The sequence below is a fragment of the Ruegeria sp. CH8 genome (assembly GCF_056536985.1).
Map to the genome: position 1 here is coordinate 139340 of NZ_JBQFQR010000013.1, position 11475 is coordinate 150814.

General features: G+C 53.5%; 10 protein-coding genes. 5 read left to right on the forward strand and 5 right to left on the reverse strand.

The window, feature by feature from the left end:
* Window positions 1-72: 72 nt before the first annotated feature.
* Complete coding sequence (locus tag ACR0ER_RS15885; protein WP_480769768.1) at window positions 73-1032, forward strand: radical SAM protein; 960 nt, start codon at window positions 73-75, stop codon at window positions 1030-1032.
* Between the two features lie 22 nt (window positions 1033-1054).
* On the opposite strand, the gene ACR0ER_RS15890 is transcribed toward ACR0ER_RS15885, so the two are convergent.
* From ACR0ER_RS15890 to sigZ, 3 genes are all read right to left on the reverse strand, one after another.
* A complete protein-coding gene (locus ACR0ER_RS15890; protein WP_480769769.1) occupies window positions 1055-2479 on the reverse strand; it encodes a radical SAM/SPASM domain-containing protein in 1425 nt (474 codons plus the stop codon).
* 280 nt (window positions 2480-2759) lie between these two features.
* Entirely contained in the window at window positions 2760-4481 is a 1722-nt protein-coding gene (locus tag ACR0ER_RS15895) for an adenylate/guanylate cyclase domain-containing protein (RefSeq protein ID WP_480769770.1), read from the reverse strand.
* Window positions 4482-4823: 342 nt separating this feature from the next.
* Complete coding sequence (gene sigZ / locus ACR0ER_RS15900; RefSeq protein ID WP_480769771.1) at window positions 4824-5381, reverse strand: RNA polymerase sigma factor SigZ; 558 nt, start codon at window positions 5379-5381, stop codon at window positions 4824-4826.
* Between the two features lie 129 nt (window positions 5382-5510).
* Between sigZ and ACR0ER_RS15905 the strand changes: the two genes are divergently transcribed.
* The 3 genes from ACR0ER_RS15905 (at window position 5511) to ACR0ER_RS15915 (ending at window position 8623) form a co-directional block, all read left to right on the forward strand.
* Window positions 5511-6221, forward strand: coding sequence for a glutathione S-transferase family protein (locus ACR0ER_RS15905; protein ID WP_480769772.1), 711 nt, complete (start codon window positions 5511-5513; stop codon window positions 6219-6221).
* Window positions 6222-6306: 85 nt separating this feature from the next.
* Window positions 6307-7350 (forward strand): PLP-dependent cysteine synthase family protein, encoded by a 1044-nt coding sequence (locus ACR0ER_RS15910; RefSeq protein WP_480769773.1) that lies wholly within the window; start codon window positions 6307-6309, stop codon window positions 7348-7350.
* Window positions 7351-7648: 298 nt separating this feature from the next.
* Window positions 7649-8623, forward strand: a complete 975-nt coding sequence (locus ACR0ER_RS15915; protein WP_480769774.1) for a hypothetical protein — start codon at window positions 7649-7651, stop codon at window positions 8621-8623.
* A gap of 167 nt (window positions 8624-8790) precedes the next feature.
* Here the strand turns inward: ACR0ER_RS15915 and ACR0ER_RS15920 are convergent, their stop codons facing one another.
* Window positions 8791-10131 carry a tetratricopeptide repeat protein gene (locus ACR0ER_RS15920; RefSeq protein WP_480769775.1) on the reverse strand — a complete coding sequence of 447 codons (1341 nt, stop codon included), beginning with the start codon at window positions 10129-10131 and terminating at the stop codon, window positions 8791-8793.
* Window positions 10132-10437: 306 nt separating this feature from the next.
* On the opposite strand from ACR0ER_RS15920, the gene ACR0ER_RS15925 reads away from it, so the two are divergent.
* Window positions 10438-11052: a TetR/AcrR family transcriptional regulator gene (locus ACR0ER_RS15925; RefSeq protein ID WP_480769776.1), complete on the forward strand. Its 615-nt coding sequence runs from the start codon at window positions 10438-10440 to the stop codon at window positions 11050-11052.
* Between the two features lie 209 nt (window positions 11053-11261).
* On the opposite strand, the gene ACR0ER_RS15930 is transcribed toward ACR0ER_RS15925, so the two are convergent.
* On the reverse strand, window positions 11262-11417 hold the full coding sequence (locus tag ACR0ER_RS15930; RefSeq protein ID WP_480769777.1) for a hypothetical protein: 156 nt from the start codon (window positions 11415-11417) through the stop codon (window positions 11262-11264).
* Window positions 11418-11475 lie beyond the last annotated feature (58 nt).

Genomic DNA, 11475 nt, shown 5'->3' on the forward strand with positions numbered 1-11475 from the left:
CGCCACGTGAACGCCGCAGAGGGGTTTACGGCGTGTTTTTGGTTAACTTGTATAGGAAAAACTCGGGATTAAATGGACGCCTCTCAAAACGAACAGGAAATCTATACTCTGATAGAACACTCCGATCCCTTTTATGCCAAAGTGGTCGTGGTGGACTGGATGCTGGGGAACTCTTGCAGCTATGCATGCAGCTATTGCCCAAAGTCATTGCATGACGGTTCGGTCAGGTGGCAAAAGACCAAGGACATTTTGCACTTATATCGCCAGATGAAGCGACACTATGTGGACGAACGGGACAAGATTGTCTGGCTTCAGTTCACCGGCGGCGAACCCACGATGCATCCCCGCATCATTGATTTGTTGCAGCACGCGTCTGAGATCGACTTTAAAGTCAGCCTGATCAGCAATGCGTCGCGAACCCCTCGGTTCTGGGAAAAGATCAGCGGGTGTCTGAACAGCGTTATCCTGACCTATCACGCCGAATTCGCGGAGCTGGTCCCTTTTATCCGTGTGGCGAAAATGATGGAGGACCGCATCAGCGTCCATATCAACGTCACGATGCACCCGGACCGCTTTGACCAGACCTTTGAAGATGCCCAGGAACTGCGCGCGGCGCTGCCCGCCGCATCGATATCATTAAAACCGTTGCGGCAGGAATTCGGGGCAAAGCTGTACGATTACACCGATGACCAGATGCGAGTGCTGTCGAAAGGATTGCCCTCGAAATACGCGCCGGTTGGTGAAAAGCCGCGCTCTTTGATGCGCGCGACCACACGGTCCGGACAATGCGATACATTGCCCCCCAATGAGTTCATTCTTAGGGGTATGAACCGCTGGCGGGGCTACAACTGCAATGTCGGGCTTGAATCTCTGCGGGTCCGAGGGAATGGCGAAGTTTATCGCGGTGTCTGCGGTGTCGGAGGGGTAATCGGCTATCTGGGCGAAGACCTTGATCTGCCTCGCGAACCGATCCGATGTACAAATGACTCCTGTTCCTGTCTGGCCGACATCCTGATCCGAAAAGAGCTGTGATCCCGCGCCGGGATAACTTTTGTCAGATCGAGTTCAGGCTGCCGAGGTCCACACCGCCCCAAGCCATCCGTGAATCGGCCAGCACCTCCAGCAAGTCTTTGTGTTCGGGATGATCGGACGAGCATACATCCTGGGTTTTGAACTCTTGCGGTGTGACATGGCCCCAATTGCGCAGCCTCAGGAAGTAAACACCATCCGCGTTCATTTCATTGGCAAGATCCACGAAGGCTGGCATTTCCCTGTAGTTCGCTGTCTGCACGACAAAATCGAACCGCAGCGTATCAATGTCTCCTTGCGCGTTCAGGTCACCAAGGAAGCGCAGGTTCTTTCTTAATGCGGTGAAATCACCTCCGCGGCGGAGCACGCCGTACGTGTCGGCCTGCGCCGCATCGATTGAAACCCAGACCGACGAAACCTTGTCCCATAGCCCAAGATCGTTCCAGGCCCTTTCATTGGCCAGCAACCCGTTGGTGTGCAACTGGATACGCCGCCCGGACGGGCCGAACTGCGTCAACCGCCCAAGAAGATGACGGAAGTGCCTGCTGCCAAACGGATCACCTGATCCGGTCACCTTGATCTTCGTGGCCTTGCTGACAAGTGGCAAAAGGTGATCTTCAAACACCTGATTCAAGCGCTCTGTTTCTTTGTGCGGCAGGTTGATCAGTTTGGTTCGGCAACTGGGGCAAGAGATGTTGCACGACCGGTCATGAGACAGGATAACCCGATCCGGACCTTCCTCCAACTCCAGCTTCAGGCTTTGCGTTTCCGGAGTGCGGGCGGGAAGCCTTCGCCCTGCGATCTGCGGACAATGCCACCGGCTGCAATGCGAAAAGTCGCCATCACGGACAGATCGTCTGATTTCGCGGGCCCGGTCGGAATTCCAGAATCCGCCCTCGTCCGCCGTTTCAAGGCGACCGATTGGAACAGGTTGCCAAGCCGAGCAACAAAAATGGACCTCACCGTTGACCCGCGTCTCCATTTCTCGGAAAGGGGCCGCGCACGTCCGCGTTCGAAGCCAGCGGTCGGTTTCGGTTTCCAGGTCCGTTGACTTTTCGCGGGCGGCATCAATAAGCCGCTGCGCCATAAGATCATGATGATCGCGACTGACAACCTCGCGCCCTAACCTTTCGGTTGCCTGCCACTGCCCCCGCTGAAGCTCAAACCATCCGGCCACCAACAGCGTTAAAATCTCATGCTCTGTCTCGTTTTCGCAAACCTGTGCGACAAACTGATCAAGCAGGGCCTCATCGTTGTTTTGCCTGATCTCTTCTGCACACTCGATCACCAAATCCTTTGCGTGCGCGGCAGAACCCTCCAGAAGCCTGCGCCGCCTGAGATACACCGCGTTCTTTTTCGACAGGGTTTCAAAGATTTCTGCACAGTCGGCATCGCCCGTGTCGTAGCGCAAATTTGTGTTGTTTCGAACTGTAGGCATTGCGGTTGTCATAGTGACACACCACGGAATCAAATCAAGTATTCGCGCGGATTGCAGAAATACTGGCAAAAAAGTGAAAACTTGGAGCTGTTACTCGGATAGCGATCACTTGTTCAGCTTGCATTAATCAAAACACGATCAAAGAGGCTTCCGACCATCTAGTCCGACGAGGGCCATTACAATCCGCGAGGACGGCTCGATGGCCCTACAAGGAAAAGTCATGTGACGCTTGAATTAGAGAGTGGCAAAAACATGTCCCGGGACGGCACACAAACAAGACACGTTCAGCCTCTTATTGGGGTAGACCCAGTGCTCTCAAATCGGCTGCAAGTTGGTTCGGATAATCCGGACTACGGTACAATCTGGAACTGACGTATTTAGCGATCGAGAAGTGCGGGTCAATCTGTTGAATTTCAGAAGCGACACGTTTTGCTTCTATGTTTTGATCAGCCCTATGGTACGCACTGGCCAGCACGATCCTCGACTCCAGTTCCTGATCCGCCAGCCGCGTTGTTTCAGAGGCAATCACTAAAGCGTCTTCTAGCTCGTTCAGGGCGAGCAACGTCGCCGAGAGGATATTCCTGAAAAATGGCGGATTGAGAGGGTGAAACCGCATTGCCAGACTGATGTGATGTCTGGCCTGCTCGTGCTCGTCGCAATGGTGCAGGACATTTGCAAAGAAAGCGTTGGCATTAGCACACCCCGGGCGAACTGTCGTGGCCTCGCGACCCGCCGCAAGTGCTGCATCATAGTCCCTCCGCATCAGGTGCACGTGGCTCAGTACGGTCAGGGCCTGACCGTCCTCGTCTTCTTTGCTGGCGGCCTCTTCTGCCCAGCCTATGGCTTGCTCTTGCGCATATGAAACATCCTTCGCCCAGCCTTTTTGAAGCTCGTACCAGTAGCACATCGCCACCTGCATCGGACCGAGCGCCGACTGAGGCTCCATTTGCGAAACTTTCTGGAAATAGCCACGCGCGATCAGCATATCCTCTGGATTCATGCGATAGAACGTGTCGACACCTTTGTAGAACAGCTCGAGCGCTTTGAACGACCGCAGAGACTTGTGCCAGATCTTCGCTTGTTCGCCGGCGACGAGCGCGACATCCATCTCCATCAAAACTTTGGCCGCGATTTCATCCTGAAGGGAGAAACCGTCATCCATATCGCGGTCGAATTGCTCGGTCCATACGATCTCACCTGTGGCAGTCGCAATCAGAACCGCCGTGACGCGAACTCGGTCACCGGCAACCCGCATGGTGCATTGAAGAGCATAGCGCACGCCCAGCGCGGGCCCTGCTTCCTCTGGCGTTGCCCCCCTGAATTGGTCCGCAGCGCCCATCGCGACGATAAATACACCGAGCACTTGCGTCAGAGCGCTCTGAACATCCGCACGCAGACCTTCGGCAAAAACCTCGTGGTCTGGATCTTTGGACAAGTTCCGAAATGGCAAGATCACTACAGACGGCTTACCGGGATCCGCAAGATCACCTTTCGCAAGGCGCTGCGGTATTGCAAAGGGGCAGCGCCATTCCCAAACGTGAATGGGTTGCAGAATGTTTTTGAATTCCTGAGCACCAAGATCGTCAAATCGGGCGTCAACGCGACCCCGCACCTGTTGGTACACTTCGTCGGAAACCATGATACACCCGGTCTGAGCCATCGGCTCCAACCGGGCAGCTATGTTGACACAATCGCCGTAGACATCGTCATCCTCGACAATGACTTGGCCCTGATGAATCCCGACCCGGAAACTCAGCGGGGTTACAGTGTTGGACCGCGTTCGACTTTGCCATTCCAAAGCGCAATGCACTGCGTCGATCGCATTTTCGAACTCTACAAGAAACCCGTCACCCGTCCTCTTGAAGACACGTCCGGAATTCGCATTGACGCATGGGGTGATAATCTCAGCGTCGCAAACTTTCAGAAGTTCCAACGTACCGGTATCATCGTCGTGCATCAGGGCCGAATACCCAACAACGTCGGCTACCAATATCGTCGCGATCTTCCGCTTCATGACACTCGCTACTATAAGATTGGCGCACCCACTGCCGGGCCTTCCGCCGTCCAGTCGCTTAGGAGGCAGGTCGTTGACCTTTCGTAAGCAGGGTAGTCGATTGCACTTAAACTGCAATGAAATTTAACGGCTGTGCATTAGACGCTAGGAGTTTTGAACTGGTAACCGTTTCATTTAAATTCGACACTACCGCCGCGGGAGCGATAATTGGTGGCTTATTGCACTTGAGTAAAACGTCGTGAAAACCTGAGTTGCGCTCCCATTTGACTTCAAGAGCGTGACGGACGGCATCGAATAGAGGCCGGGCCAACCTCCAAACAAGATAAAGTTGCTATTGATGGCTCAACACGGCTTACAGTTGTCGCCGTTGACCTCATATCCAACAATATTGCCCTTGTGATCCAAAGAGAAGTTGCAGCAATCCTCAAAAAGCTCTCGTAGTTTTCTACGGCTGGCTTGGACTTGGGACTTGAGTGTCGAGTAGCTGATACCAAGCTCATCCGCGTGGTCTTTTTGCGGCACGCCTTGTAAGTCTACCCTGCGCAGCAAACTGCCCATTTCAGAAGGCAGAGCATCTATGAAAGGCCCGACACACCCCTCCAGCACATGCTGGTCCTCTTCATCCATTTCACTGTGCCAAAGGTCGTCAGGATGTATCGTATCTTGCCGGCCTTTGGCCCGGTAAAAGTCGGTTATCGTGTTGTTCGCAATCTGAAACAGCCACGCTTTCAGGCTTTCAACCTTGTCGAGACTAGCTAAGCTCTTATGAGTTTTCAGCAGGATTTCCTGCAGCAAATCATCTGCGTCTTCCTGGTTCGATACCTTTGAGCGAAGAAAGGCCAACAGGCTGGCCCGGTATTCAGACCAAACACTCTCTAGATCAGGGGCGCTGTGAGTCATCGGTTCCCGCCTTTTTCACTAAAATTAAATCATTCAATATCAACACCCTGCAACATTTCACCTTAGTTGCTTCGTCTTTGCGCGCTGCCGTTCGTCTTACAGGTCGGATCAACAAAAAGGACTACATTCATGATCAAGATCGTCAGCTTCAGGATTTGCCCATTCGTGCAGCGCGTTACTGCGATGCTCGAGGCCAAGCAGGTTCCCTATGATATTGAGTACATCGACCTGAAGAACAAGCCCGCGTGGTTTCTGGATATCTCGCCCACAGGCCAGGTCCCGGTTTTGATAACCGAGAGCGGCCAACCGTTGTTCGAGTCAGATGCGATCGTGGAGTACATTGATGAAATCACTGCACCGCTACAGAAGGATCTAACACCTGAACAGCGCGCGACCAATCGCGCTTGGAGCTATCAGGCCACCAAACATTATCTGGTCCAATGCAGTACAATGCAAAGCGCCGATAAGGGTGTTCTGGACGAACGCATGGCGAAACTCACCAAGTCCTTTGAAAAGGTCGAGAGCCAATTGGAACAGGGGGCGTTTTTCTCGGGTGAGAGCATTGGAAACGTGGATATCGCCTGGCTTCCCCTACTCCATCGTGCGGCAATTGTCGAAGACCACAGCGGATACGACATGCTCGCTGAGTTTCCGAAAGCTAAAGCATGGCAGCAAACACTTCTGAACAGTGGCATTCCCGCAAAATCGGTGCCCGAGGATTTTCTTGAAAGGTTCTCGGATTTCTATCTGGCCGAACGGACATGGCTGGGGCGTGGCGCCAACCTGAACGAGGTTCCTTGCGATACCACGCAATCGAATTCAGGCGGATGCTGCGGCTGATCCTTCATACTAAACCCGCCCATTTGCCATCTGCAAGTGGGCGGGCGCATAGTTGAACTGACGCAAGGCAGGAAATGAGGGTGAAATGGATAAATGGGTTGCGGGTGCTACCGCCAAGATTAACGCAGATGCACACCGATCAGCGGATACACATCTGTTCAAGCTACCGGCTCCAAACCTTACTGGCGTGGATATTTACCTGAAAGACGAGAGCACTCATCCGACCGGAAGCTTGAAACACCGGTTGGCCCGGTCTCTGTTTCTGTACGCACTGTGCAACGGCAAGATCAAGGAAGGCACTACCGTTGTCGAAGCCTCCTCCGGCAGCACGGCAGTATCCGAGGCCTATTTCGCGCGCATGATTGGCGTTCCCTTCATCGCCGTGATTCCAGAAAGCACAGCTCACAGCAAAATCAAGTTGATCGAGTTTTACGGGGGACAGACACATTTCGTGGGTTCAGCCCCCGAGATGCACAGCGCATCAGTTGAATTGGCCAAGTCCATTGGCGGATACTTCATGGATCAGTTCACTTATGCCGAACGCGCCACCGACTGGCGTGGGAACAACAACATCGCCGAAAGCATTTTTCGACAGATGGAATATGAGCCGCATCCTGTTCCCTCGATGCTTGTAATGAGCGCGGGCACCGGTGGCACGTCGGCGACGCTTGGCCGTTTCATTCGCTACAAGGGGTATGATACCGCGCTGACGGTCGTCGACCCTGAGAACTCGGTGTTCTACGACAGCTACCAGACCGGGGACCAAAACCTATCGTCCGATACCTCTAGCCGGATCGAAGGTATCGGCAGGCCCAAGGTGGAAAACTCATTCCAGCCGGATGTCATCGATCGAATGATCAAAGTGCCGGATACCGCAAGCATCGCAACTATGCTTTGGCTTGAAAAGCGGATCGGCCGACGGGCGGGCGCATCGACCGGGACCAATCTTTGGGGCGCACTGCAAATTGCCAATGAAATGATGCGGGACAATCGAAGGGGTTCCATCGTCACCCTGCTATGCGACAGTGGTGACCGGTATCTGGACACTTATTACAACCCGGAATGGGTCGATGCGCATATCGGGGATATCCAACCATTTGCCGAAGAATTGAGCCGTGAATTTCAATAAGCTTGGACTTATGTGGCTTTTCCCGGTGGCTGAGACAGCTTCGGGAACGCCGTGCTGGAATTGCCACATAGCTTAGTGCCCTTTCAAAACGATAGCAGGGTTTCTCACACGCCTGCCCTGGCCCAACGAAGTCGAGCGACCTTATGTTCAAGCAGAGATGGAATACTTCGCTGCTTATCAATTGGATAGGATTTGCGGCCACAGTAAAATGGCTCGTTCCAAACACCGCGAGGGTGACGTGGCGGATCCGTGTTAGACTGGTGCTGAGGATAATCTAGCAGGAGTCTTTACGTTGCGAATGAATTCACACCGTCTCATTCTTACTGCCCTGGCCCTCGCCGCCTGCACATGTTCCCTACCGACCCGCAGCGATGCGCTTTCGAAAAACATCCCACCATGGCTACAACAGCATGTAGGCACGGGTGATGGTCAAATCGCTCCGGTAGTCCTGGAAAGGGCGCGCGCGCTGTATCAAAAAAAGGTGCGCCAAGGCAAAGTTACAAACCCCTGTTACCTCGCCAAGGATGCTACCCGCCCCAGCACCTCGCGAAACGGCAATCCCGGGCGACGATTTTATGTGATTTGTGAATCGCAAAAGTCCTTCCGTGCCGTTTCGTCTGGTTACGGCAATGGTCGAAAACTGCAGCGCGCCAATTTCGCAAACGGTCGACAATGCGCGAAGCACTTCAGCAATACAGAGGGTTCTAAACTAACTGCCGGTGGATCCTATGTGACCGCCGAAACGCGGACTTCTTTCAAAGGGTATTACAACCATTCAGGCAAGACGAAACCATTCTACCGTACGTTTCTGTTATTTGACGGAGAAGGAGAAACCAGTAACGCCCGCGAGCGGGCCATCGGCGGCCATCCTGCTGTTTTCCTGAAATGGCAATGTCGATTCAAAAACCCCCAAAGCAAACATGCCGACAATGAAGGGTATGTTCCCTACGGAAACCTCGTGAACTATACCGGCGGTCGCAGCAACGGTTGCACGACATGGTCCCAATCCGCATCCAAAGAGATATTGGCGCTTGTTGAGGGGAACCCGACAACCCTTTACATCTATCCGGAATCAAAAGATATCAACGCAGTATCCAAAGCAGTGAAAGCAGGAAAACCGCTGTCTCGCGCAGGAGTTTACTGGAATGCCGCTTGCCTAAAATCTATCGGCGCGCCCAAGTTCTGGCCGAAAAACACCCTCCAACCGATCATCAACCAATGGAGGGCGTCGTTACCCAAACAGCCCCCGCTTGAATTGCCAATCTGTAAGTGAGGGTCTTTGCAGCTTTGTTCTCACCGTACAAATAGATCATGCCGCGTTGCGACCAGCAGACGAGAACTTGCTGACATTTGCACTTAAACACCAATACGACTTCGCCCTGCCCGCTGATAGAACGGGCAAGGCGAATTAGGTCTGCAGATATCAAAAGCCAAATTGGCTCACACCGCCGCAACAATGCCTTTGGCCGAATTGGTAGCACGCTTCAAAAAGCTCTTGTTAATCGGGCTGTGTGGTTTGACTGACAAGCGTTCGGCAGCCAGTGCCTCTGCCGCGCCTTTTTTGCCTGAACGCACGGCTGCTTCTGTCAAAGTCCAGTCGACGATGTCACGCTGGGCATGGCTACCTCCGAAGGAGTTCGCAACGTACCTCGCCGGGTGCAGGATATCGACGGCCTCGTCATAATTCCCCTCCCAGAAAGCCCGGAAGCCCGTTATCAATGGGATACCCGTGGTTCGCGCCCAGCGGGTGGTCTCGCCCCCTGTTTCATCGCCCAACCGATATTGATCGAGAATCCGATCAACTTCGTCAACGCGTCCGGCACCCAGATAAGCCATCGCGGCATGCCAGTCATTGAAAGGATAGAGGCGTCCATCCGCGTGGGCGTCCCAACTTTGGGCAACTTCGACCCAGCGATCACCAACATCGCAACCTTCCATGTGCAGCCGCCAAAGCAGGGCCGAGGCGTCCACCAGGTCAAGCGCAACCTGGCTTTCGTCTTTGCGGATCCGGGTATCATAAAGCTGTAGGACCGTGTAGGGTTTTCCAACCTCAAGATGATAGAGCGCGTTGTGCCACCAGTTGTGCACCTTGAAGAAATTGTCATCGCCAGACCAATGAGGCTCTCGTGATGCCATCCACTCGATTCCGTCCTTTGCCCGTCCCTGCATTTCAAGGACATGTGCAACCGCATGGTGAGCCCAGCAGTCGAGCGGTTCACGGTCAGCCGCCTCTCGACCAATCGCCTCGGCCCGGGCATAGTTCCCGGCCTCTTCCAGGCCAAAAGAATACATGCCAAGAACGATGGAATAGCCCGGTTGGTCTTCCGACCAATTCGGCAGAACCCGCGCCAACCGGTCACGCATATTCCGCGCGTTCGCCCGATAGAAGTCCATCAGGTGACCAGCTTGCAATCCCAAGATGTCATGTGGGTATTCGATGTTGTGGCGGTCTAGCTTGACCGCTGCCTCGGTCCAGTTGTTGCTGACAAGCGCCTCAAGGGCCACCACATGGGATTTCTCGTGTTCGGTCGTCGCAAAACGTTTCGCCGATTTCAGGATAGACTTTGCTTCGCTGGTCGCCTCGGGCTCTGTCGCCAAGCCAAAAAGGTAAGCCTTGAGGATGTGTGCCATTGCAAAATCGGGCGCGGCCTCAATCGCCTGATCGACCAGTGCCACCGGGTCTCCCTGGTAGATATTGAACGCTCGAATTGCATCGTCGAAATGCTTGACGGCGACGTCGCTCGCCCCGTTTGCGTTAGGCAGATAAATGCTGTCTGTCATGTCTTCCTCCGCAATTGAAAATCTTAAATTCAAGCCCGTCCGCACCGGCCAAAAACGTTCCGGTCTACCCGCGGCACAGGGACTAAATGATGTTCTAGAAAATAAGGGAATTTGATCGCGTCGAGCAGTACACTCGTTGGTCAGCTCGCCCATTTTCCTGTATTTTTATTAAAAATCTGCGCCTTACGTACATCTTCTCAAGTGGTCACTATCAACCGCATCCAGAATTGCGTCCAACAACTGGACCGCAGGTACAGTACTTGTGGTACAGTTTTTACCGACAAATTCCGAAGACGAGGGCGAAAAGTGGCGAATCCGATCCCGCAGACGAGAGATCAAATTCTGATGGCAGCGGAAGCCGCCATTCTGGCCAAGGGATTTTCTGCAACCTCAATCGACGAATTGATCGCCGAAGTCGGGATATCAAAAAGTGGTTTCTTCTATCATTTTCGCGACAAGACAAATTTGGCGCGCGCCCTGCTCGAGCGCTATATCGAGCAAGACGGTCTGGTTTTTGACAGTGTTTTTGCCGAGGCCGACGAACTTAGCGAAGATCCACTGCACAGCTTTCTGATCGCACTCAAGCTTCTTGCTAAAGTTTTTAGTGATTTACCGAATGGTCACCCTGGCTGTATCGTAGCTTCGGTCTGCTACCACGAACAGCTCTTCGATCAGGAGGTACGCAACATCAACGCCAAAGCTGTCTTGTCCTGGCGTGCGCGTTTTCGCGAGCGCATCGACAAGATCGCTGAGCGCTACGAGCCGCGGATTAAAGTCAACCTCGATGATTTAGCCGACATGCTGTCGGCAGTAGGGGATGGCGGCATCATCCTGTCCAGAGTGATGGGAGACAGAACTTTGCTGCCGAAGCAGTTACTCCTCTATCGCGATTTCATCCGCCTCGTCTTCGACCCCGCGTGAAAGTACAGCGGCGCCCGATCTTCCTGAACGTGATGAATGGCAGATCATCCAAACGGGGATCCGTCCTCCTGTACGAAGCACAATTCAAAATCAAAGAATGGAGCGGCAAAGCGCGGCTCAACAAGTTGGATTGTCATACTGCTAATCCCGAAGACCACCATCCCGATGGAACTAAGATCGGTCACGCATCAGCATTCATGGTGGGTCAGTCAAACGAGGTCGCCAAAGAACGCCACCATTGCAAGCAGTACGCCGACTATTATCGCGACTACCATCAATGCGCCGTTTCCCTTGGCAAAATACCCGAGCATTAGAAGCCCAATTATGAAGAGGCCGACTAGAAAGAACAGAATTGTATTGTCCAAATCATCCCTCCTTAGAAATCATCTGTTTGGGCTTCAAAACTCGGGCTTCTCACAAACG

Excerpts from the sequence above, each read along its gene's own strand:
- sigZ (WP_480769771.1), bottom strand. The coding sequence starts at position 5,381 with ATGACTCACAGCGCCCCTGATCTAGAGAGTGTTTGGTCTGAATACCGG.
- ACR0ER_RS15905 (WP_480769772.1), top strand. The coding sequence starts at position 5,511 with ATGATCAAGATCGTCAGCTTCAGGATTTGCCCATTCGTGCAGCGCGTT.
- ACR0ER_RS15910 (WP_480769773.1), top strand. The coding sequence starts at position 6,307 with ATGGATAAATGGGTTGCGGGTGCTACCGCCAAGATTAACGCAGATGCA.
- ACR0ER_RS15915 (WP_480769774.1), top strand. The coding sequence starts at position 7,649 with ATGAATTCACACCGTCTCATTCTTACTGCCCTGGCCCTCGCCGCCTGC.
- ACR0ER_RS15895 (WP_480769770.1), bottom strand. The coding sequence starts at position 4,481 with ATGAAGCGGAAGATCGCGACGATATTGGTAGCCGACGTTGTTGGGTAT.
- ACR0ER_RS15885 (WP_480769768.1), top strand. The coding sequence starts at position 73 with ATGGACGCCTCTCAAAACGAACAGGAAATCTATACTCTGATAGAACAC.
- ACR0ER_RS15920 (WP_480769775.1), bottom strand. The coding sequence starts at position 10,131 with ATGACAGACAGCATTTATCTGCCTAACGCAAACGGGGCGAGCGACGTC.
- ACR0ER_RS15890 (WP_480769769.1), bottom strand. The coding sequence starts at position 2,479 with ATGACAACCGCAATGCCTACAGTTCGAAACAACACAAATTTGCGCTAC.